The sequence below is a fragment of the Corynebacterium incognita genome (assembly GCF_014217255.1).
GTDB lineage: Bacteria > Actinomycetota > Actinomycetes > Mycobacteriales > Mycobacteriaceae > Corynebacterium > Corynebacterium incognitum.
Map to the genome: position 1 here is coordinate 1,184,564 of NZ_CP059404.1, position 23,943 is coordinate 1,208,506.

General features: G+C 57.7%; 15 protein-coding genes and 1 CRISPR repeat array. Of the genes, 9 read left to right on the forward strand and 6 right to left on the reverse strand.

Going from position 1 to position 23,943, the window contains the following annotated elements; genetic code table 11:
* Positions 1–213: 213 nt before the first annotated feature.
* From H0194_RS05455 to H0194_RS05490, 8 genes are all read left to right on the forward strand, one after another.
* A complete protein-coding gene (locus H0194_RS05455) occupies positions 214–1,665 on the forward strand; it encodes an APC family permease (RefSeq protein ID WP_185174963.1) in 1,452 nt (483 codons plus the stop codon).
* Positions 1,655–3,019, forward strand: coding sequence for a type I glutamate--ammonia ligase (locus tag H0194_RS05460; protein ID WP_246388789.1), 1,365 nt, complete (start codon positions 1,655–1,657; stop codon positions 3,017–3,019). Before H0194_RS05455 ends, H0194_RS05460 begins: the two co-directional genes overlap by 11 nt.
* The gene (locus tag H0194_RS05465) at positions 3,009–4,235 is read left to right on the forward strand and encodes an amidohydrolase family protein (protein ID WP_185174964.1); all 1,227 of its coding nucleotides are present in this window, start codon (positions 3,009–3,011) and stop codon (positions 4,233–4,235) included. Before H0194_RS05460 ends, H0194_RS05465 begins: the two co-directional genes overlap by 11 nt.
* Before the next feature lie 20 nt (positions 4,236–4,255).
* Positions 4,256–5,428 carry a M20 metallopeptidase family protein gene (locus H0194_RS05470; RefSeq protein WP_185174965.1) on the forward strand — a complete coding sequence of 391 codons (1,173 nt, stop codon included), beginning with the start codon at positions 4,256–4,258 and terminating at the stop codon, positions 5,426–5,428.
* Between the two features lie 21 nt (positions 5,429–5,449).
* Entirely contained in the window at positions 5,450–6,325 is an 876-nt protein-coding gene (locus H0194_RS05475) for a MurR/RpiR family transcriptional regulator (RefSeq protein ID WP_185174966.1), read from the forward strand.
* A gap of 111 nt (positions 6,326–6,436) precedes the next feature.
* Positions 6,437–7,252 carry a PTS sugar transporter subunit IIAB gene (locus tag H0194_RS05480; protein ID WP_185174967.1) on the forward strand — a complete coding sequence of 272 codons (816 nt, stop codon included), beginning with the start codon at positions 6,437–6,439 and terminating at the stop codon, positions 7,250–7,252.
* Positions 7,253–7,261: 9 nt separating this feature from the next.
* Positions 7,262–8,833: a PTS ascorbate transporter subunit IIC gene (ulaA, locus tag H0194_RS05485; protein ID WP_185174968.1), complete on the forward strand. Its 1,572-nt coding sequence runs from the start codon at positions 7,262–7,264 to the stop codon at positions 8,831–8,833.
* Between the two features lie 79 nt (positions 8,834–8,912).
* Positions 8,913–10,586, forward strand: coding sequence for an FAD-binding dehydrogenase (locus H0194_RS05490; RefSeq protein WP_185174969.1), 1,674 nt, complete (start codon positions 8,913–8,915; stop codon positions 10,584–10,586).
* Between the two features lie 296 nt (positions 10,587–10,882).
* Positions 10,883–13,095: a CRISPR direct-repeat array (repeat unit 36 nt; unit sequence GCTGGGGTTCAATTCTCGAAACCCCTGATAGACTTC).
* Positions 13,096–13,145: 50 nt separating this feature from the next.
* On the opposite strand, the gene cas2 is transcribed toward H0194_RS05490, so the two are convergent.
* The 5 genes from cas2 to H0194_RS05515 form a co-directional block, all read right to left on the reverse strand.
* On the reverse strand, positions 13,146–13,502 hold the full coding sequence (gene cas2 / locus H0194_RS05495; protein WP_343061247.1) for a CRISPR-associated endonuclease Cas2: 357 nt from the start codon (positions 13,500–13,502) through the stop codon (positions 13,146–13,148).
* Positions 13,459–14,367: a type II CRISPR-associated endonuclease Cas1 gene (gene cas1, locus H0194_RS05500; RefSeq protein WP_185174971.1), complete on the reverse strand. Its 909-nt coding sequence runs from the start codon at positions 14,365–14,367 to the stop codon at positions 13,459–13,461. The genes cas2 and cas1 overlap by 44 nt, the downstream gene beginning before the upstream one ends.
* Before the next feature lie 2 nt (positions 14,368–14,369).
* Positions 14,370–17,684: a type II CRISPR RNA-guided endonuclease Cas9 gene (gene cas9 / locus H0194_RS05505; RefSeq protein WP_185174972.1), complete on the reverse strand. Its 3,315-nt coding sequence runs from the start codon at positions 17,682–17,684 to the stop codon at positions 14,370–14,372.
* 195 nt (positions 17,685–17,879) lie between these two features.
* Positions 17,880–20,708 carry a leucine--tRNA ligase gene (gene leuS / locus H0194_RS05510; protein WP_185174973.1) on the reverse strand — a complete coding sequence of 943 codons (2,829 nt, stop codon included), beginning with the start codon at positions 20,706–20,708 and terminating at the stop codon, positions 17,880–17,882.
* 39 nt (positions 20,709–20,747) lie between these two features.
* A complete protein-coding gene (locus tag H0194_RS05515; protein WP_185174974.1) occupies positions 20,748–21,623 on the reverse strand; it encodes a GDSL-type esterase/lipase family protein in 876 nt (291 codons plus the stop codon).
* A 210-nt stretch (positions 21,624–21,833) separates the two neighbouring features.
* On the opposite strand from H0194_RS05515, the gene H0194_RS05520 reads away from it, so the two are divergent.
* Positions 21,834–22,475: an MOSC domain-containing protein gene (locus H0194_RS05520; RefSeq protein WP_185174975.1), complete on the forward strand. Its 642-nt coding sequence runs from the start codon at positions 21,834–21,836 to the stop codon at positions 22,473–22,475.
* On the opposite strand, the gene H0194_RS05525 is transcribed toward H0194_RS05520, so the two are convergent.
* Positions 22,472–23,836 carry a permease family protein gene (locus tag H0194_RS05525; RefSeq protein ID WP_185174976.1) on the reverse strand — a complete coding sequence of 455 codons (1,365 nt, stop codon included), beginning with the start codon at positions 23,834–23,836 and terminating at the stop codon, positions 22,472–22,474. The two genes, H0194_RS05520 and H0194_RS05525, sit on opposite strands and share 4 nt — an antisense overlap.
* Positions 23,837–23,943 lie beyond the last annotated feature (107 nt).

The following is a 23,943-nucleotide window of genomic DNA, read 5'->3' on the forward strand; positions in this document are numbered from 1 at the left end:
GTGCCTAATGCTAAAAATCGACGGATTCTTTCACTTAGCCATCCTCCGAGGCTCTTGGAACTAACCCGAATCGACCTTCCAGCGATTCAATCTTTTCGTTTTGAGTCTCAAAACCGTGACAAAGAGACGTGCATCACGTACAGTGGCGTACATTCCGGAACAATTTTTATTTTTTGTAACACTTCGTACAAACCGCACTCTTGAGGATTTTCAATGGAGAACTCAAAAACTCATGACGCTGAGTCTCGAACAAACTCGCCCCCGGTTCAAGCTAGGAAACTAAACAGCTGGGAAGTAACAGCGATCTCGGTCGGCTTCATGGGGCCAGTCATGGCCATGTCCTTAAATGGAATTGGCGTAGCAGGATTAGTCGGCAAAGCTGTGCCGCTGACATTCTTTGTTGCGTTCATTGGCACACTTTTCGTTGGATACGCATTCATCCGACTTCTACGCGAATTCACGCATGCAGGCAGCGTATACGCGCTGTCCGGAATTACGCTGGGCCCTAAAGCAGGCTTCTTCGGCGGTTTCGCATTGCTAGGTACCTACACCTTTTTGACTGCGTGCATCCTCGGCGCTTGCTCAGTCTTTTTTGAAGCGATGGCACTCGAATTGGGAGCAACGCCTCCCGGGAAACTCTGGATCGCAGTTCCCATACTTGTGGGTCTAAGCGGCCTCTTCCTAAACCTCCGCAATTCGCAAGTTGCCGCCCGAATTACTTTGATAATTGGCCTCGTTGGAATCCTGGTCATGCTGATACTGGCGGTAATAATCATCAGCAAGGTAGGCAGCCCCAACGCCCCAGTAACTACCGGCGTTGACTGGGCGGCGTTCTCCCCAAGGGAAGCAACGTGGGATGGGATTTTGACGGCCTCGGTGTTCGCATTCATCTCCTGGGCAGGCTTTGAATCTGGCTCTGCGCTTGGCGAAGAGACTAAAGAACCCAAGAAAGTTATTCCTCGGTCTCTCTTAGCGGCTATCACCGTTGGAGGCACCGTTTACGTCTTCATCATGTTTGCCCAGACCCTTGGTTACGGAACAGATGCTGCAGGAATCGAAAAATTCGCTAACGCTTCTTCCACGCTCACTGAATTGGCATCCATGTACGTCGGCAGTTGGTACTCAATTCTTTTGTCAGTAATTGCGTTTGCTGTCGCGTTTGGCGCCTACCTAAGTTCTTCGACCGCTACATCGCGACTGCTTTTCGCACTCGCCCGTGATGGTTTTGGCCCTCACTCTTTCGCAACGCAGAATCCGCGCACACAAGTCCCTACTCACGCGGTTATTTTTACGAATACGGCCACTGTGCTGATGACCGTCGTCCTCGGCTTATTCGGCGCAACAAACGTTGAAGCCTACTACTGGTATGCCACCATCGGAACCCTGTGCATGGTCATCGCCTACGGCATGGCCTCAGTGGGTGCGATCAAGTACATCTGCAGCAGGACTTCGACCATCCCGACATTCGAAGTCATCTTCCCCATTATTTCGCTGATTTACCTCGTGTTTGTGTTCTTCGTCCAGATTGTGGGGCAAGAACCTCCATACACCTACTTCCCATGGATTGCGGGCGGTTGGTGCTTACTCGGCCTCGTTATCGTTCTTTCGAGGCCCAATCTCACCAAGCGTATCGGCAGAAAGATGGCGTCGTTCCATGCAGACTAAACAGTTCTCTCAAAAATTAACGAAAGAAAGGTCAACCATGAAAAATACGGACGCAGCCGACCAGAAGAACATCTTCACCTTCCTTGCCACCTGTGATATCTCGGCACGCACTAAAGGCCGTGCAATTCACAATAAAGACTTCACACCGGATTCCAGCGTCGGCTGGGTGCCGGCAAACCTCGGCATTGGGCCTCTCGGCCACATCGTCGGTGGAATCCCCTATGGCTCATCGGGCGATGTCCGTTTAAAAGCCGATGCCTCCTCTCTCACCACCATCTCCGGGATTCCCGGACAATCTGATATCAACTATTGCTTCACCGACATTGTCAATACCGATGGCAGCCCTTGGGAGTCGTGTAGCCGCACGTTCCTGAAGAACGCATTGAAAGAGCTCGAGGAAACTCACGATGTCTCGATGACTGCCTCATTCGAGCATGAGTTCGTCGAACGCGCAGCCTCACGTCATCCGCACCCATTTTCGTTCTCCAATTTCATCACTGCTGAACCCATCAGCAGTACCCTTTTTCAAATTCTGGAAAATGCAGGTCTTGAGCCAGAATGCTGGCTACCGGAGTACGCCGAGCACCAGTACGAGTTAACGATGAAGCCCTCCGATCCCCTTACTGCAGCGGACCGTGCGCTTCTTCTCCGCGACATCACTACGAACGTATATCGCGCCTTCGATAGCGAAGTCACCTTCAGCCCCGTAGCGACTGCAGAAACAGGTGGCTCTGGTGTTCATGTGCACTACGGTTTGTACGGCCGCAACGGTGAAGCGATTTCGTTCGACCCAGAACGTCCGGGACGCGTGTCTGATTTTGCTGCGAAATTCAATGCAGGCGTTATTAAGTATGCTCCGGCGCTGACGGCAATCTTTGCCCCGCTCACTATCAGCTATTTACGTTTAAAGCCCGACAATTGGTCCACCGCACGAGCATTTTGTGGCCTACAAAACCGTGAAGCACTGGTTCGAATTTGCCCAACCAATGAGATCAATGGCAAAGATCCAGCCCCACAGGTCCACTTTGAATTCCGTGGAGCAGACGCCGGCGCCAACCCTTGGATCCTGATGGGATGTATCATTCGCGCAGGTCTAGCAGGCCTCGAAGAAGACCTGGATCCGGTGCAAATTGTAGAGGGGGATTTGGATCTTGACGGGATTCACAAGAATCTTCCGGAACTCCCCTCCTCTCTGGAAAAGGCACTAGAGTTATTCGAAGAAAATCCGACCGTGCGATCTTGGTTCAGCGAGGCGTGGGTAGAAACGTTCCTTAAAGTTAAACGGGATGAGATCGACCAACTCACGGGCAAGTCATTTGACGAACAGTGCGAGGTGTACGCAGATGTCTACTGATCAAGCTGCCGACAACAACACATTTAGTCGTCCATCGGAGGACCTCGAGCAACATATCAATGGGCTTCCGTTGTTCGATCACCACTGCCATGGCGTTGTTGATTTTGAATTAGACCGTACCAACTTTGAAGCATTGATCTCGGAATCTTCAAGTCCACCCACTCCGGGTACCACTAGATTCGATTCACAGATTGGTTTTAGCATCAGGGCTCAATGCTCGCCTCTTTTGGGATTGCCACCGTTTAGTTCTCCGGACGAATACATTGAAGCGCGAAAAGCTGCCGGTAGCGAAGCTGTCAATCGCAAGTTCTTAGAAGCGAGCAAGATATCTGCCTACGGAGTAGACACCGGCCACGCAGGCGATATGATTACCAGTTTTCAGGATTTCAATGTTCTTACTGATAATCGATGTATCGAAATTGTGCGACTAGAACGAACTGCAGAAGAAGTCGCAGAACGCCTCAGGACCCAATCCCCTGGCCAGACCATCGACCACGAAGTGGTTGACTACTACATCAACCAGCTGGACGAGACTCTTGAATCGCGCATCAACGACTCGTTTGGCGTCAAGTCAATCGCGGCGTACCGCATCGGATTGGATTTTGATCCCTCTCGCCCACGAGTAGAGGATGTAAAGAACGCAACACATCGATTCTTGGAAACCGAAGGCCAATTTCGCCTGTCTGAACCAGATTTGATTCGTTATCTCTTATGGTTCGCCATCGACCGGCAGAAGGTGATTCAGTTCCACATCGGTTACGGTGACGATGACGTGGATCTGCTTCGCTGCAATCCTCTCCACCTGACTACGCTCTTACGTCAAACAATTGGATCTGGGGCGCAATTCACCCTTCTGCACTGCTATCCGTTCCACCGAGAGGCGGGGTATCTCGCTGACGTGTTCCCCCATGTCTATTTTGACGTGGGACTTGCGATTAACTACACCGGTGCCCGCTCTGCCGCGATTATCGCTGAGTCACTCGAAACGGCTCCATTCGGAAAAATCCTTTTCAGCACCGATGCATTTGGCCTGCCCGAACTGTATTACTTAGGCACCGCCCTCTTTAGAGAAGGCTTGACTAGAGCCCTAAGTCAGTTTCATGTCCATTCAGGATGGCCCTTAGAAGAATGCACAAGGGTCGCCGATCTAATCGCCACCCACAATGCTGCGCGCGTTTACTCCTTTGAGCCAAAACCACTCCTTCCCATTGGTTGATCCCTGTTAGGCGGAATTGAATGAAGATTGAAACCAGTACACTCATTGAACAATGGAATGTTCATCTCCACGCCGAGCTCGATCGCGCTAACTTGTTGCGACAGACTATCCACCAGTCACCATGTCTTAGTGGACAAGAGCAAACAACAACCGACCTTGTCACGGAAGCAATGGAGCTCACCTTCGAGACTGTCGCGGGGACGGGCGCGATTGCCGCGCTTGGGCCATCAGACGGCCCCGCCATCGCAGTGCGTGCGGAACTAGACGCCCTTCCGGTCTTGGAAGAAACGCCTGTGGCGTGGAAGTCCATCAATGGCGCGATGCATGCCTGCGGTCACGACGTACATCTAGCTGCACTTACTGCGGTGGTGCGTGCGGCGAAGAAGCTCGCGCTCCCTTATACCCTTGTTCCCTTCCTTCAACCGCGTGAAGAGACTTACCCCTCTGGGGCCCTAGATATAAAAGAATCTGGGGTATTTGACGCCTACCGCGTCAAACGCGCAATAGGAGCGCACGTTCATCCCGCCGTTCCGCTGGGTTCTGTTTCTTCAGGTGGCGGGTTCGTCAATGCTGCCGCTGGTGAATTATCGATTTCTGTACAAGGACAAGGCGGGCACGGGGCCTACCCTCACAAAGCAAACGACGTCGCGGTCTGCACCGCACAGATAGCTACGGCTATCGCCGAGATTGTTCGTAGAACGGTTGATCCTATGCTTCCCGCCCTCGTGAGCATCGGGTCAATAAATGTCGGTTCCGGCGCCGCGAATGTCCTGCCTGGACAAGGTACTATTCTCGCTACTGTTCGTGGGCCTAATAGGGAGACCAATCAGGCTATAGTATCGGCCGTTGAGGACTTCTCTCGCGCCACGGCTAAAGCTTTTGGTTGTGCTGCCAATGTCGAATATTCACCCGGGGAGCCTGCCTTAATTAACGACGACAATCTCGCAGACCATTTCGTGCACACTGCACATGCAATCGGCCTCTCAACGTTCGAGCCGATGCGTTCACTGGGCGCTGACGACTTTTCTTACTACGGCGACCTAGTTCCCAGCCTGATGTGTTTTGTAGGGACACAAACGGGTAATATTCCTTCGCTTCACGATGCCAAGTTCCTTCCCCCAGAGGAAGCTGTTCTTAGAACTGCGCAGTGCTTTATCGCTGGCTACGCGGCTGCTGCCGAGGCACTGCAATAAACGGATAGAGATAAAGCCTTCATGATCGAAAAGCCAAGTGTCACAGAAAAGATTAATCAAGCCTTTGAAGGGTTGTCTTCCTCTGAAAAGCGTGTTGCACGTTCACTGCTCACAAACTACCCTTTTGCGGCTTTGGAAAGTGTCAATGATCTTTCCAATTCCGCCGGAGTTAGTTCAGCGACAACGGTACGTTTCGTGCAAGCCCTCGGATATGGCGGCTTTCGAGAATTCCAACAGGAAATAAAAGAAGAACTGCAGGAAAGGCAAAATTCTGCTGCCTCGCTTGCGACGCTAGGGAACTCCCACACTGACGATGTCGAGCCACCAGGAACCGAGGACTCAATTCTCGGGCAATCACTCGATAGCTACATCGAAGGCATTAAAGCTACATTCGAACATCTGCGAAAGTCCGAAGTCCACCAGACCATCGAATGGCTTTCAAATTCAAAGATGCCCATTATCGCTGATGGCGGAGACTTTTCTAAACTCCTGGCTCATCACCTCACCGCGCAACTCTCCCTTTTCCGGGCGCAAGTGGTCACTCTGCCAAGTAACGATGTCGCGGCTACCGCGGTGATTAATGGAATTTCGGCAAAAACCTTGTGGGTTACCTTTGATTTCCGGCGCTACGATGTGGCGACAGAACGGCGTGCGAAGCTCGCAAAAGACCGAAATGCAAAAGTAGTATTGGTGACTGATAGGTGGCTTTCCCCTATCGCAACCTTTGCTGATGTAGTCCTTTCAGCGAGAGTCGCAGCCCACGGGCCCTCAGACACCCTGGTTCCAGCAATGGCGCTTGTAGAGGCATTATGTGAAGAAGCTGCCGATCGGACTGGAGAAAACGGGCTTTCGCACTTGAAAGACTTTGAATCACTCCGCTCTACACTCAGGCCCTAGCCCACACTTAATTAACTGACCTGCTTTGACATTGGGCTCCACAGTGGTAATACCATTAGTAACAACCCGGTAATAACAAGCACCGGCCCCTACCACTAGGAAGGACCGCCTATGTCCACCTTGAATGACCTGCTCGCCCAAGGAGCCGTTGAATTGCACGGCTCCGCGGCGACGTGGGAGGAAGCTATTTCTACTGCTGGAAACCTGCTCGAACGATCTGGCGCAATTTCCAGCGACTACACCACTGCGATGATCCAGTCAGTCAAAGAAAACGGACCTTATATCGTCGTCGCGCCCGGCTTCGCTTTTGCACATGCCCGCCCATCGGAAGCGGTTCATCGCACCGCCATGTCCTGGCTCCGCGTGGACTCCCCAGTCGAGTTCGGGCACGACTCCAATGATCCGGTCACGCTCGTCGTCGCCCTGGCTGCCGAAGACGCTTCCACGCACTTGGCTGCCATGAAGGAACTCGCCCGACTCTTGGGCAAACCCGCGATTCGGCAGCGTCTTGATTCGGTGACTTCAGAAGATGAACTCCGCGATCTGCTCGAAGAGCAAGCACGCAAGAAGTCCGTTGCGTCTACCGCCGCCACCGCAAGCGTAGACGCGCACCATGACACCGCTGCCGACTCCGTGGAATCCAAAGGAAAGGTACTCACCGTCTGCGGCAATGGCCTCGGCACTTCCTTATTCCTCAAGAACACCCTGGAACAGGTCTTGGACGAGTGGGGCTGGGGCCCGCTCATCAACGTCGAAGCAACAGACACTATCTCCGCCAAAGGCCGAGCAAAGGAAGCTGATTTCCTCCTCACCTCCGGAGAGATTGCTGCCACGCTAGGTGACGTTGGCGTTCCAGTTTATGTCATCAAAGATTTCACGTCTCACATCGAAGTCGATGCCGCCCTGCGCGAGCTCTACGACGTCTAAGGAACAGTCATGGACATTCTCATTTCAATCGCAAACTTCCTCGTCAACGAGATTCTTTCCGTTCCGGCATTCCTCATCGGCATCATCACCGCCGTGGGCCTGGCCGCCATGAAACGCGGAACCGGCAAGGTGCTGGGTGGCGCTATCAAGGCGACGCTCGGATTCCTCCTCATCGGCGCCGGCGCCAACCTCGTCGTCGCCTCGCTGGAACCACTCGGCACGATGATTCAAGGCGCCACCGGCGCGCAGGGTGTGGTGCCCACCAACGAGGCCATCGTGGGTATCGCCCAGGAACAGTTCGGTTCTCAGGTGGCCTGGATCATGATCCTCGGCTTCGTCGTGTCGCTGGTCCTGGCTCGGTTTACCCCGATGAGCTACGTCTTTTTGACCGGCCACCATGTTCTCTTCATGGCCACCATGCTCACGATGGTCATGGCGCCTGCAGGCTACTCCCCGTGGGTCGTCATCGGGCTCGGCGCGGTCCTTTTGGGCATCCTCATGGTCTCGCTGCCCGCCATCGCCCACCCGTGGACCCGGCGCGTCACCGGCGATGACTCTATCGCCATCGGCCACTTCGGCACCGCGGGCTACGTTGCGGCAGGCGCCGTCGGCAAGCTCGTCGGTGGCAAGGGGCCAAAGCAGTCGCCCTCCACCGAGGAGCTCAAGCTTCCGGAGGGCCTGCGGTTCCTCCGCGATTCCATGGTTGCCACCGCACTGTCCATGGCGTTGATGTACATCGTTTTGGCGCTGCTCTTTATTGCTCGTGCTGGCACGGAAGAGGCCTTCAAGGCTTTCGAAGGTGGGGCCACCAACGTTGGCAACTACCTCATGCAGTCCTTCACCCAAGGCCTGCAATTCGGCGTAGCAGTGGCAGTCATCTTGTTCGGCGTCCGCACCATTTTGGGTGAGCTCGTCCCGGCTTTCCAAGGCATCGCGGCGAAGGTTGTTCCCGGCGCTATCCCCGCACTCGACGCCCCTATCGTCTTCCCCTACGCCCAAAACGCCGTGCTCATTGGCTTTATTACGTCGTTCACCGGCGGCCTTATCGGCCTGGCTATCCTCAGCTCGTGGCTCAACCCGGCGTTTGGCGTAGCCCTCATCCTCCCGGGCCTCGTTCCCCACTTCTTCACCGGCGGCGCGGCAGGCGTGTACGGCAACGCCACGGGCGGTCGCCGCGGCGCCATCTTTGGTGGCCTCGCCAATGGTCTCCTCATCACGTTCCTTCCCGCGTTCCTACTGGGCGTGCTGGGTTCCTTCGGTGAGGCCAACACCACCTTCGGTGATGCGGACTTCGGCTGGTTCGGCATGCTCATCGGTTGGGCATCGCGTGCCGACGGCGCCGTGGGCCTCGTGCTGATCGCCCTCGTCGGCCTCGCAGTACTTGCTCTCGGTTGGTTCTCGCAGACCAAGCTGGTTGCCACCAACTGGGATCCGACCCCATGGCGCGAGGCAACGAATGCAAGCACCGTACCTGCCGATGCCACCGGGAACGCGCCCAAGGATCCAGTACGCACCTCGGGCAGCTACCCGAAGGTGCTTCCCCCCAAGGGCGCTCCGGTGCCCCCGCCTCGTCCGGAGTGAGTGTGAGTTAGGCAGCACTCCCCCACTGCGACCAGCGCCAGCGCTGAATTCATACCAATAATGCCGTAGATTAATAGGCGTGAACGAACACTCTATTATCATCGTCGGCACCGGCCTGGCCGGCCTGGTCGCGGGCTACGAGGCCGCCCGCGCAGGCAAGCATGTCATCTTCCTCGACCAGGAGAACCGCGCCAACCTTGGCGGCCAGGCCTTCTGGTCCCTCGGCGGCCTGTTCTACGTTGCCTCGCCCGAGCAGAAGTTCATGCGGATCACCGACTCCGAGGCGCTGGCCTGGCGCGACTGGGAGAATTCCGCTGCGTACGACGATGCCCCGCACGATGATTGGCCGCGCCGCTGGGGCCGGGAGTTCGTCCGCTTTGCCGCCGGCGAGATGCGCCCCTACCTCAAAAACCTAGGCCTCAACGTCCTGCCCACGGTGGGCTGGGCCGAGCGCGGCGCCGGCGACGCCTCCGGGCACGGCAATTCCGTCCCGCGCTTCCACTTGACCTGGGGCACCGGGCCCGAAGTTGTCCGCGTCTTCCGTGAGCCGCTGGAGGAATTCGAGCGCCAGGGTCGCGTCGAGTTCCACTTTCGCCATCAGGTGGACGAGCTGATCGTTGACCCCACCCATCATCGCATCACCGGCGTCAAGGGCTCCGTCCTCGAGCCCTGCGACGATCTGGAGCGCGGCGCCGCCTCCCCACGGGGCGTCGTCAAGCACTTCGAACTCCGCGGCGCCGCCGTGGTCATTGCCACCGGCGGCATCGGCGGTAACCTGGACAAAGTCCGCGCCTCCTGGCCCACGCAGCGCTGGGGCACCTGCCCGCCGGAGCTCGTCCGCGGCGTGCCCGCGCATGTGGACGGCCGCGGCATCGACGTCGCCGCCACTGCCGGCGCCCACCTAGTCAACACCGACCGCATGTGGCACTACCCCGAAGGCATGACCAACTGGTCGCCCATCTGGCCTGACCACGGCATTCGTATCATCCCCGGCCCGTCGTCGCTGTGGCTGGACGCCTCCGGCACGCGCCTTCCCACCAACCTCTTCCCCGGCTCCGACAACCTCGCCGCGCTGTCCCACATCGGCCGCACGGGGCACGGCTACTCGTGGTTCCTGCTCAACCAGACCATCGCGGACAAGGAGTTCATCTTCTCCGGCTCGGAGCAAAACCCGGATCTGACGGACAAGTCGTTCCGTAAGCTCGCGGGCAAGCTCTCCCCCGGCACCCACGTGGCCATCCGCGCGTTCATGGATAACGGCATCGACTGGTGCATCGCTGAGAACCTCGATGACCTCGTCCAACAGATGAACGATCTGGCGCCTGCCGACGCCCCCTCCATCGAGCCGGCCGCACTCCGCACGGTTGTTGAGGATCGCGACAGCCAGCTGAACAACCCGTTCAGCAAGGACATCCAAGTCAACTACATCCGCACCGCCCGCGGCTTCCTCGGCGATAGGATCGTTCGTTGCGCTCCCCCACACAAATTGCTTGACGACGCCCACGGTCCCCTCATCGCCGTTCGACTCAAGGTTCTCACTCGCAAAACCTTGGGCGGCATTGAGACTGACTTGGACGGCCAGTGCCTCACTGACACCGGCCAACCCATCCCCGGCCTGTACGCTTGCGGCGAGGCCGCCGGTTTCGGCGGCGGAGGCATGCACGGCAAAAACGCCCTGGAAGGCACCTTCCTCGGCGGCTGCATCCACTCCGGCAAGCGCGTCGGCGAAGCCCTGGGCGCGTTCGGTCATTAGGACTCACTTACACCCTCAGTGGCACCTTCATGTGCAGAGTTGTAATACTCAGTGGGAATTTACAACAAGATTCCCACTGAGCTTTCTCAATTCCCACTGAGAACAACAGTAGAGGTCAGGCCACTATTTTCCCTTGTCAACTGCATCACTTGGAATCCATTTTTGGCGTTTTCCCACTGAAGAATCATTTCCAACTCTCACCAAAACAAGCGAACCATCAGGACCGCTCCGCTGCTTAGCCGGTTCCGCGAGACCCAATCACTCCAAGCACGCAGGGCTACGAAAACGGAGAGAACACCGGGGGTCAGCTCTCGAAACCCCTGATAGACTTCACCGGGAAGCCCCGCCGTAAATACCTCTGCTGGGGTTCAATTCTCGAAACCCCTGATAGACTTCATGAACACCAACCACCCGTCAACCACCAGCTGGGGTTCAATTCTCGAAACCCCTGATAGACTTCTCTACTCATCGTCCCGCTCCCTATCTAGGCTGGGGTTCAATTCTCGAAACCCCTGATAGACTTCACAGGTGAGATGGCCGTCATCGCGGACCAGCTGGGGTTCAATTCTCGAAACCCCTGATAGACTTCCTTACGAGCAACAGCATCACGGTCATCCGCTGGGGTTCAATTCTCGAAACCCCTGATAGACTTCAATCGTGACCAGTACGCCCGCGTCCTCAGCTGGGGTTCAATTCTCGAAACCCCTGATAGACTTCTAAGCCGCGCCAGCAACCCAGACTCATCGCTGGGGTTCAATTCTCGAAACCGCTGATAGACTTCCACCGCGGGGAACCGCGTCCTGGTACATGCTGGGGTTCAATTCTCGAAACCCCTGATAGACTTCCCGGGATACGCCCATCATCCACGCACCGGCTGGGGTTCAATTCTCGAAACCCCTGATAGACTTCCGCCCCATGATCCCAACCTTCGGCCCATGCTGGGGTTCAATTCTCGAAACCCCTGATAGACTTCGTTACGCACCAGACGAATCACTGCATCAGCTGGGGTTCAATTCTCGAAACCCCTGATAGACTTCAACTTAGAGTTGCGTGAGTCCAGGTGGAGCTGGGGTTCAATTCTCGAAACCCCTGATAGACTTCCGCCGCATCCACGAGTACTGGGCGACGTGCTGGGGTTCAATTCTCGAAACCCCTGATAGACTTCCTCCCAGCCATCGCAGATGAGCTAGAGGGCTGGGGTTCAATTCTCGAAACCCCTGGTAGACTTCGCGAACGTGTGGAACCGCGCCCGTGAAGGCTGGGGTTCAATTCTCGAAACCCCTGATAGACTTCGGTGTCCCCCGCGTTGAGTGCGTCGATGGCTGGGGTTCAATTCTCGAAACCCCTGATAGACTTCCATGAAGTTTCACCCCCGCGTCACCGAGGCTGGGGTTCAATTCTCGAAACCCCTGATAGACTTCGTCGGCGACGGAACAAGCCCTTTTCCATGCTGGGGTTCAATTCTCGAAACCCCTGATAGACTTCCTGGCTGACCGGCGCGCTCGCTACCAGCGCTGGGGTTCAATTCTCGAAACCCCTGATAGACTTCGCATGGCCTGGGATAACGGAGGGCAACCGCTGGGGTTCAATTCTCGAAACCCCTGATAGACTTCAGTTCAGCGACATACCGCGGTGCGGCAGGCTGGGGTTCAATTCTCGAAACCCCTGATAGACTTCCCAGGACACCTACCCACTGCCCCTCATCGCTGGGGTTCAATTCTCGAAACCCCTGATAGACTTCAAAGCACTAGAACCATGACCCCACACGAGCTGGGGTTCAATTCTCGAAACCCCTGATAGACTTCACACCCGTATCCTTGCCATCCTGCGTGCGCTGGGGTTCAATTCTCGAAACCCCTGATAGACTTCGGGAAAGGAATCTTCATCGTCACGGACTGCTGGGGTTCAATTCTCGAAACCCCTGATAGACTTCGACCATCGCATCTGGATGGAGCTGGAACGCTGGGGTTCAATTCTCGAAACCCCTGATAGACTTCTTCTCGTCCAGGTTAATCTCCTGGTACTGCTGGGGTTCAATTCTCGAAACCCCTGATAGACTTCGGATGCGTTACCGCGAGCTGCTCGCTCTGCTGGGGTTCAATTCTCGAAACCCCTGATAGACTTCTGTTAGTCACGGTTGTCTCCTTTTCTGTGCTGGGGTTCAATTCTCGAAACCCCTGATAGACTTCGTTTCCGCCGCCGCAAGCTCCGGCAACTGCTGGGGTTCAATTCTCGAAACCCCTGATAGACTTCCAAACGGGCCAGCCGTCACAGACTCGGAGCTGGGGTTCAATTCTCGAAACCCCTGATAGACTTCCAAACGGGCCAGCCGTCACAGACTCGGAGCTGGGGTTCAATTCTCGAAACCCCTGATAGACTTCGGGTGCAGGTGCGTGAAGATTTTTCTACGCTGGGGTTCAATTCTCGAAACCCCTGATAGACTTCATCTGCATCCCGCCAAGGGTTGATGCATGCTGGGGTTCAATTCTCGAAACCCCTGATAGACTTCAGTTAAGTCGAAAAATCGCCTTTAACTGGGGTCTTTTCGGGGTCCCTTCGTCAAAAAATGGTCATTTGTGTTGGAGTTTCTTCCGTTTTGGCTTCTTGCGCACGAGAAAAGCGAATCGCTTTTGCCCACTGAACGTCAGTGACGCTGATAATTCGGATGTCGCCGCCGCGCGGGAGCTGCGTTTTGAGTATCTTAACTACGTTTGCGACCCTTGCAGCGAGTGGGAAGTATTGGACATAGACACTGAATTGTGCGCGACCGAACCCAAGGTCTTGCAATTGGTTCCTAAATCGAGTGGCTTCCGATCGTTCACGTTTGGTACCTACTGGTAAATCAAACATTACAATGCACCACACTGGCTCTTTACCTTTCGCTGGCATTGAGCTCGCCATCCCATTTGGGAACATCTAATGTTGGCACATCCAACTCGACATATTTTCCGTAAAGCTGTGCGAACTCGACAAACACCGTTGGAATTGTTTTGCCGCTACGAGAGAAAGGCCGTTCAAAACCAGCTGCAATCTGAGTCTTGAGTTCCTTAGTAAGTTCTTCGCTTGTTCCCCATTCTCGGAAAACAATGTAATCCACCATCGGCCGAAATGGCTCAATAAGGTCATCCACCAACGCAAAAGCGTTTCCACGCCCTCGATGGAAAACACCTAAGGAACCGGCAAGTCCGGCGGAAGTAACAGCGCGGATTCCATAGCCACGCAACAAAGTGTAACCATAGTCAAGGCCACCATTGATTCCGCTGCGGGACCCAGGATTACGACTTGAAAATCCTTCTCGGCGGAGAAGCGACCAATAAATCCTAGCAGCTTGAGCTTCACAATTGTCCGTATCTCCTGAACGTACGGACTTGACAATCTCTGCCAATTGATGTGCTGTATCAGGCACTATAGCGTCAGCAGCTCTAGCCTGACCGTATATCTTGGCCTTAATAATGGCCTTCCAGGCGGCCTTCTTTTTGGGAAGCGCCAATTCTGCCTGTGCTCGTTGGCGCGCGCCGACTCTCGTATGCTCACGCCATGGCAATGCACCGGCAACGGGAATGCTTCGCCAATCACACACTAAAACAGCAACATCAAGTTCACTAAGCTTGGCGAGTACCGCTCCTGAAATCCCGGTCTTAGTTCCGATGAGTAGTACGGCGACCTGAGCCAGTGGGACATCAAACTCATCGGGCCCCTTTTGGATGACGAGTCGACCCCTCCTATATCGAATGCTTCCCTCGAGTGCCGAGCAGTCAATAACCCGCCATCCTGTATTCATTGTTATGCCTTCCAGGTAATTGGCAGGTGCGCTGCCGAACGCAGCCGAACCCGACCAAGCGCATCGCGGCGAACAACGACGACGTCACCGGCCCCCCAAAGCACATTGACGGCCGTGATCCACCCACGACTATCCACGACTTTTGCAACATCCGCATGGTATTTCAACACACCATTCTTATCTTTTAGGCCTTCCGCACTTAGCTGCAACGGGCGCAAGCGAAACCTCGAATTCGAATAGAATCCATCAACCCGCCAGCGGGTCGTCGGGCCAATCTCCTGCTGGAAATTGCCTACTTGGCCGGAGTTGAAGGGATGGGGGTTGATGTGGAGTTCGTCGTCGGTGACGATCCAACCAAGATATGTGGCAGTGCCTTCGCGTAGAGCCTTACGCAATTTGGGCTCTGCTTGGCGCATGGAGATGGTCTGTTGAGTCAGCTCGGCGGTGAAGACGTCCTCATTGCGGAACTTCGCAGCATCATGTGAGTAGACACGGAGCATAGCAAACGCTGGCTTTTTGCCACCGTCAATGCGATAGATGCGTGCGTGGTGGAAGCGGCTAATCTCTGCGTAACCACCACGCACCTTGATGGCGCCAGCAGCAACCGGGAAGAACTCGACCTCGTCGTCGGGACCGAAATGCGTGCCGTTGACGCGGATTGAACGCTCCGGGTTTGCGGGGAGGCCGTCCTTCCAATCGAAGTCAGGCTCGCGGGTCAAGGCACACCACAAAGCTTCGGAGGCAGCACGATCAATGACTTCAACCGGTATTGCGGATGACACTTTCAGCGTCGCCAGTGCGCCGATGGAGTCTTCGTGGGCACGCCCATTACCGATGCGCAAACGCAGGTTTGTTTTCACTGGGATGCGGTCGTTGGTAAGTGCATCCTGGAGTAGTTGGCCAAGCTTGTGCATGCGCGGCTGCCAGCGTGCCCAGGCGGCACGGTGAGCGGCATCGGAACCGGTGAACTCTTTCCATTGCGGAGGAGTTCGCTTAAGTTCGGATTCACGCTTCATGTTTGAACGCAACGCGAGTGTTTGTGCAACGTATGGTGTCAAGAGGCTCACTACGGCCGCATCCACAGCATGGTGACGTCGATCAAAACGGGATTTTCCGGTGCCATCGACGAAGCGCAAGTTGTCGGAAATCCCGGCTGCCATGCGTGCTTGCGCAGTAATGGCGCCACGATAGACGTTGACCTTAGTGTCAGTGTCCTGGAAGCGGAACGCTATGCGGGACCGCAACTCGTTGGCCATCCAGGCCACCGATTCGATTGAACGAGCGTCCAAAGGTTCGTCCTGAGTCGTACGACGCAGACGTTCGATAACCTTTTGGGTGAACTTCTTTGCGTCCTTGGAGGATTGTCCAGGATCGTGATTCCAATGCCGCGTGCGATCAATGGCTTCCTTGAGGCTCACGCCAGGAATATTGCACTGCTTCGCCCACACGGAGAATACGGCATTGGACTTTGAAAGATTGCAACGATGGCAGACGGCGACCAAGTTGTCCCGCGTGTTCGTGGAGCCTTCGCCCTTCTGCGGGACGATATGGTCCATCTCGCAATTCTGGAAGGTAATCGGTGAACCACAGTAGGCACACTGGCTATTCTGACGTTGTACGGACTGGTACCGCCACAGGTCGGCACGGGAACGCTTTCCTGTGGTCCCCAACTTGTCGTTGAGTTCCTTGAACAGCTCATTGTTCCGCTTGGCACGCTTGTTGTTTTCGCGGTCGATTTCGCGGGCCACGGACTCGGACGAGAAACCGTCACGTACGTGCTCGATGACCACTGACTGTGGAGCACCCCATTCGTCGGCGGCGGCATCTAACCACCGAGCGACTTCCTTCAGGACGCGATCCACAGCCGGGTTGCCCACTGGTTCGCCAACAGGTTGTGCTGGCGGCGCCCAATCTTCGGGGATTCCAAACTCCTGACGGCGCGCCGTGTAAAGATCGACTCCTTCGCTGACCATGCGCTTAGTGAGTCGACGGAGAGTGTCCTCACTGTACGCTGCGCGACCGAACGGCAGGTGAAGAGAGTCGAGCTTCTCATGCTCTTCTTCGGATACAGAAACAAAGAACGCTTGAACAACCGCGCCCTCCGGCGAATCTAAGTCAATGTTGTCAGCATTGGAGAGCGCCTTGAGCATGGCGTCACGGTGCTCCTGCGGCGCGGCCTTCCACCACTTGGCAAGCTCTTTTGCCTTCGAACCTTCAATGATGCGGTTAGTGTCGTGGACTGGTGGCCGGGCGCCGGCGCGCTCACCGTCGTCCGTGATGGTCGCGGTACCTTGCAGCTGGCCACGGTCGATATCCAACTGCTCAGCTACCAGGATCCACTCCGGCTCGGTCTTAGCAGGCAACGAAACTAGGTAGTCGAACAGCACCTTGAACTGGTTGGGATTAAGTGGCTTAGACTCGTTGTTTTCACGGATGCGAAGGTTGCCCAAGAGCGCAGCAATGCGATACCGCTGGAACGCGTCGGAAGCCTTGAGAGCACGGTACTTGTTCGGTTGTAGGGGGTCCTTGCCCACGCGACCTACCTGAGCGCCCTTAGGGGATTCGGCTTCAAAAACTAGGTCAATAACTTTCTTGCGGAGCGCATCATCGAGTCCTTGGACTTCGAAAATCTTGTTGATTTCCAGGGCGTGGTCGCACTGCTGAAGCCGCGCGCTTATGAGTGCAGACTTGACCTGCTCTGGTTCCTTCTTCTTGTCCTTGTTTTTTCCGCCGCCCCGGATGCGGTCTTCGCCGAAATCGGCGACGGCGATAAGCTGTGCAACGGTTGCGTCGTCAGGCAACTTAACGTTCTTAGCCTTCTCGATGCCAGCCTTGATTTCCTTGAAAGCATCGCTGGTTCCTTGAGGTGAATAAAGGGACTGTACCCGCTGATAAGGATTACGCCAGCCGCGGTGGTGAGCAATGTGACGGATTGCAACTGACAATAGCTCGCCCTGACGCGCGGGATCGGCGACACGTTGCTTGGCCAGCTCAATGCGGGCTTTCCACGGGAAATAGGGATCCTCGTAGTACTCGTTGGGCAGTGTCTTCCAGCCTTGGTCATTGAGGAAGGTCTCAAGACGGCGAATACGCTTCTTGATGCGGCGGTAACGACGCCGAGTACGACGCGCGACACCCGATGATGCGAGTCGCGTGGTAGCAGTTTTTTGCTGGTCAGGGTCCAACCCCGAATCATGGAGATGAGACACAATGCTCAGCAGCTCAGTTGGCTGGTCTTGGTCATCCAACTCCACGGCAGCAAAGCCAATGGAGTAGCTACCAACGTCAATACCGACAACATAACGGCGTGGATCCATCAAGACAGTCCCTTCGGGTAGAAAAAAGACCGGCACCCGAAGGTGCCGGCCGGAGCATTCAGCCCTGCAAGCGAGGCAGAGCCTTACTGAGGTTCAATTCTCGTGTTTGAGCATACGCTGAAATTCAGGGCGCGGCCACGAAATAGACAGCTATTTCTCAGTGAGATCGATCACGCCCCATACGTCGAGATTCCCTTACTTGACCACCAGGTTCACCATGCGGCCGGGGACCACGACCTCCTTGACGATGGTCTTGCCTTGGGTGAGTTCCTGGACGCGGGCGTCGGCCTTGGCGAGTTCGGCGATGGTGTCCTTGGCGGCGTCGGCAGGCACCATGATGCGGGCCTTGACCTTGCCGTTGATCTGCACCGGCAGCTCCACCTCGTCGTCGGTGAGCCACTTCTCGTCGAAGGTGGGGAACGCCTCGTAGGTCACGGTGTCGTCGTGGCCCAGGCGGCGCCAGAGCTCCTCGGCGATGTGCGGGGCGACCGGCGCGACCATGATGACCAGGGGAGTCACGGCGTCGGCAGGCACGGCTTGGTTGGAGTAGGTCTTGGTGAGGTAGTTGACGTACTCGATGAGCTTAGCCACCACGGTGTTGACGCGCAGGTGCTCGTAGTCATCGCGCACGCCGGCGATGGTGCGGTGCAGGGCCTTGGTGTCCTCGTCCGTCAGCGCGGCGTCGGACGTAGCGAGCGCACCGGTGTCCTCGTTGACGATGAGGCGCCACAGGCGCTGCAGGAAGCGCTGCGCGCCGACGACGTCCTTGGTCGCCCACGGCCGCGAGGTATCCAGCGGGCCCATGGCCATCTCATAGACGCGGAGGGTATCCGCGCCGTAGTCGCGGCACATGTCGTCGGGGGAGACGGAGTTCTTGAGCGACTTGCCCATCTTGCCGTACTCCTGGTTGACCTCTTCGCCCTGGTAGAAGAACGTGCCGTCCTTCTCCTCAACCTCTTCGGCCGGGACGTAGACGCCGCGGGCGTCGGTGTAGGCATAAGCCTGGATGTAGCCCTGGTTGTACAAGCGGCGGTACGGCTCGCGCGAGGTGACGTGGCCGAGGTCAAAGAGGACCTTGTGCCAGAAGCGGGCGTAAAGCAGGTGGAGCACGGCGTGCTCGACACCGCCGACGTAGAGGTCGACGCCACCCGGATCGTTGTCAGAGCGCGGCCCCGTCCAGTAGCGCTCGTTTTCGATGTCCACGACCTTCTCGGAATTAGTCGGGTCGATGTAACGCAGCTGGTAGAAGGAGGAACCTGCCCACTGCGGCATGACGTTGGTGTCACGATAATAGGTTTGTGGGCCGTCCCCAAGATCGAGTTCCACCTCGACCCACTCGTTGGCCTTGGCCAGCGGCGGCTGCGGCTCCGTATCGGAGTCCTCCGGATCGAAGGAGACCGGCTTGTAGTCCTGAACCTCCGGCAACTGCACGGGCAGCATGTCCTCCGGCAGGGCATGCGGCACACCCTCAGCGTCGTAGACGATAGGGAAGGGCTCGCCCCAGTAGCGCTGGCGGGCAAACAGCCAGTCGCGCAGCTTGTACTGCACCTTTTCCTGCCCCAGGTTCTGTTGGGAGAGCCAATCAATGGCCTCCGCATTGGCTTCGGCCTTGTTCTTGCCGTTGAGGTCCAAGCCAGAATCGTTGGCGGAGTTGACCAGGGTGCCGTCCTCGGTGAAGGCCGCTTCGGCGATGTTGCCGCCGGAGACGACCTCCTGGATGGGCAGGCCGAATTCAGTAGCGAACTCGTAGTCGCGGGCGTCGTGTGCCGGGACCGCCATGATGGCGCCGGTGCCGTAGCCGGTGAGCACGTAGTCCGCGATGAACACGGGCACCTGCGCGCCGTTAACCGGGTTGGTGGCGTACACCCCCAGGAAGACGCCGGTCTTGTCCTTGTTTTCCTGGCGCTCCAGGTCGGACTTAGCGGCGATGGCGGCGCGGTAGGCCTCCACGGCCTCCTTGGGGTCGTCGTGGCCATAGGTCCAGCGCTCGTCGACGTCGGCGTCGTAGGGGACGGGGGAGACGATGGCGTCGACAAGCTCGTGCTCAGGCGCGAGCACCATGTAGGTGGCGCCGAACAGGGTGTCCGGGCGGGTGGTGAACACCGTGATGTCGTGGCCCTCGCAGGCAAAATCCACCTCGGCGCCGCGGGAGCGGCCGATCCAGTTGCGCTGCATGGACTTGACCTTCTCCGGCCAGTCCAGATCCTCAAGATCCTCGAGCAGGCGGTCGGAGTAGGCGGTAATCCGCATCATCCACTGCTTCAAATTCTTACGGAAGACGGGGAAGTTGCCGCGCTCGGACTTGCCATCCGCGGTGACCTCCTCGTTGGCCAGCACGGTGCCCAGGCCCGGGCACCAGTTCACCGTGGAGTTAGACAGGTACACCAGGCGGAGCTCGTCCACCGCGGCGCGCTGCTCGGCGGGGGAGAGGTCGGCGTAGGTGCGGCCGTCCTTGGCGGTGCGCTGGCCGGACGAGAGTTCGTCGATAAGCTCTGCAATCGGGCGTGCCTTCTGCTGCTCCTCGTCGAACCAAGAATTGTAAATCTGCAGGAAGATCCATTGGGTCCAGGTGTAGAAGTCCTCGTCCGTGGTGGCCACGGAGCGGCGCATGTCATGGCCTAGGCCCAGCGCGCCGATCTGGCGGCGCATGTTCTCAATATTCGCCATGGTCGTGGTGCGCGGGTGCGTACCAGTCTGGATGGCGTACTGTTCCGCGGGCAGGCCAAAGGCGTCGTAGCCGAGGGTGTGCAGGACGTTCTTGCCCAGCATGCGGTTAAAACGGGCGAAGACGTCCGTGGCGATGTAACCCAGCGGGTGGCCGACGTGCAGGCCCACGCCGGAGGGGTAGGGGAACATGTCCTGGACGAACAGCTTGTCCTTAGGCAGGGGCGAGTCCGTGGCTAGGTCACCGACGGGGTTCGGCGCATGAAAGGTGCCATGCTCGTTCCAGTAGGCCTGCCAGGTCTTCTCAATCTCATTTGCCAGCTGCGGCGTATAACGGTAGGACTCGCTCGGGTTAGTCATGGTTCACCAGTGTAATAGCCACAGGTGAGCCGCGGGCCATTAGGAGTGGCGGACGATGTCCGAGTACAGCAGCTTGGCGACGCCCCGGTTTCCCCGGTGCGTGTAATGGTTGTACAGGTTGTGCGGCGCGGCGTACTCGAAGACACCGGAAATCCAGCGTTCGCGCTCGGGGGCGCACATGTTGTGGTACTTGGTCTTGGCGCGCAAGTTGTAGAACTCGGCGCCGCCGCGGCGGGCGGCGCCACGCATCTCCTGAAACGCGAAGTTTTCCACGTTACGCATGACGGACAGGACATCCAGGTTCACGCCCACCCCGCGGTTGGCGCCAGTGCGCACCGGGCACATCGCGCCGTTGGGTGCGGAAACGGATGGGTAGGAGACCACAACCACGCGGGCACCCGGCGCGGTACGGCGGATGCTCCGCAGGTACTTTGTCATGACCGCGGAGTAGGTGGCCTCGGACGATGCCCCGCCCGGCGCGAGGGAGGCGGCGTCGTTGGCACCGAACTGCACGAACACCACGTCGGTGCCGCGGTTGAGACGGCCGGTGGCCTTGGCGTGGGCCAACTGCTCACCGAAGTCCGGACGGTGCGAGCCGCCGGCCGCCCGCGCTGCGGAGCAAGAGTAGTCGCGCACGGACACCCCAGGGTAGGTCTCTAGCTCCGCGCCGACGCTGCTGGCGCCTTGCGGGCAGTCCTGCGGGGACGGGCGGCCGGGCTTGCCCCAGCGGTTGACGTCGCTGGACGTCTTCGCCCGGAGAGCACCGACCTGCCGGTAGGTGGGGTTAGCAAAGAAGGAATCGCCAAAGATGACCACCTGTTTGTCAGCGGGCGCGGCCACGGCGGGCGTTGCTGGCAGGACGAGCGCAACCGCAGCCAGCACGGCACCGGCGCGGCGGGACAGGGTAGTGAGCATTCTGGTTTCCTCTAGTCTTCGGGGCAACTGTCAACAAACTTTCATTGAATCTAATCGATTTTCCCCGGCCGTCCCGCAGACCCGGCCGCACACCAGGCACTTTCTTTCACTTGCGCATTCGGCTCCGGCCTGGTGAAGATCGACAACAAGGCGATTGACAAGCTGCTCAAGCAGTTCATGTAAAAGCTATCTCGCGGTACGTTGGTGGGCATGACTTGTTTGGTTGTGTCCACCAACGTTGCTTTTCGCCGCGATGATCCTTCCGGCCGCCACGCCTACACCGGCATTGATAAGCGGCCGGAGGCCTACCTCGACGTCGAGAAGCCTCTCTCAGACTCTGCCTCGGGGGTGGCAGGGGACAGCATCGGGGATCACGAACACCACGGCGGCGCCGACAAAGCCGTCTACGCCTTCGCGCGCGAGGAACTCGACTGGTGGGAAGAACGCCTGCACCGCGAACTCCCGTCGGGTCACTTCGGGGAGAACCTCACCACCGGCGGCGTGGTGTGGAAGGACGTGCTCATCAACCAGCGCGTGCGGGTCGGCGGTGCACTCTTGGAGGTCTCGGTTCCGCGCTCGCCGTGCGCCACGTTCAGCGGCTGGATGGGGGAGAAGGGCTGGGTCAAAACCTTTACCCAGCGTGGCGACGCCGGGGCCTACCTGCGCGTCCGTGAACCCGGGCGCATCCGCCGCGACGCACCGCTGACCTTTGAGCCTGCCCCCGATCACGGCGTCACCATGGGCATGGCTTTTGCCGCCAAGATGGGAGACAAGGCGGCGGCTAAAAAAGTGGTGGACGCGGAGGTTCTACCCCCGGCCCACCACGACAAGCTTGTGAAACTGCTGCACTAAAGCGGCTTGAGCGTGCCGTCCGGCATGTCCTTGAACATGTCCTTGTCATAAAGCAGCACCAGCAGCAGGATGCCGACGGCAAAGGCCCAGGCGGCTCCCTGGGTGACCAGCACGCCGGCGACGACGCCCGCGATGCCGAGGTCCTTCTGGTTCTTCGCCTCCATCACGCCCACGCGCACGGAGACGAAGCCCTGCATGATGAGCGTCATGGCCAGGCCGACGGCCAGGATGGGCTGCACCAGCGTGACCACCGGGAGGAAGCACAAGCCCGTGATCGCGCCCAGGCGCACCGAACCGACACCGGCGAAGACCGACTTCATGGCTTTCTTGCCCTGCTTGTAGCGCTCCACGATGATGACCTGCATAGCGGCCCACAGCGGGCCACACATGGCCACGTCGGGCCCCACGATGGACATGAACGCGTTGCGGCCACCGAACAGGAGGTGTGCACGGTTCTCGTCGTACACGACGCCCTCGTCCGTACGGATGTGGTCGGCTTCCTTGAGGATCGCCTTGGCCTGCAGCACGTCGCCGAAAACCACGATGTAGGCAGCCAGCATCGTCGGGATGGCGGTGAAGAACATATGCGCCGGTGGTAGGCCCACACCGAAGACGGTGTAGCCTTCCCACACGCCCATGAAGTCAGGTTGGGAGAATCCCCATTCCACGTTCGGCCATGCGGCCTCGCCCACTAGGGGAGCCAGAACGATGGCCAAGATAATGGACGGCAGGATTCCCAGGTTGCCAATGTAGCGCCACATCGGCGACTTCTGCTTCAAGCGCATAAAGCCGGCGGAGTACATGAGCAAGAAGCCCAGCAGAGTGGCCACGGTGATGGTGATGGGCATTTCGTGGAAGCGCCCGCCTTCTTCGAAGACAGTGACAATTGCGGCGATACCTGCACCGATGACGATGCCGGAACGTAGGGCGGAGGGGATGAATCGGGCGACTTTCTTGGCCAGGCCCGTGGCACCCATGAATATGGAGAATATGCCGAGTACGAACTGGAAGCTGATGAGCGCCCAGACTCTTTCTTCCTCGGGGAAGCTGCCCACGTACACGATGAGCAAGGGGACAGCGGGGGTGATCCAGCCGGGGACCACCGGATCACCCAGCATGTGGTGGGTGAGGTACAGCAGGCCGTTGAGCATCACGACGGCCAGGGCTACTTCGAACGGCATGCCCAACGCATCCACCATCAAGGGGATGGCGCCCAGGTCCACCACGCACACCAGCAGGCCCTGAATGTAGTCGGGCCATTCGATTTTGTAGTGCACGAAGGGCAGCCGGATGTTGAAAGGGCCAGCCTTCCAGTGCGGGGACGGCGGGCCGTGGGCCGCCTCGTCAGCTTTCAGTTCCATGAGAGAGTGTTCTCCTTTGAACGTGTTGTTGAAGTGTTCTTTTACATTGCTTTCCACATCGCTTATGCAGATGTCGGTCGATGAATTTCGGTCGGCACAAAAAGCCG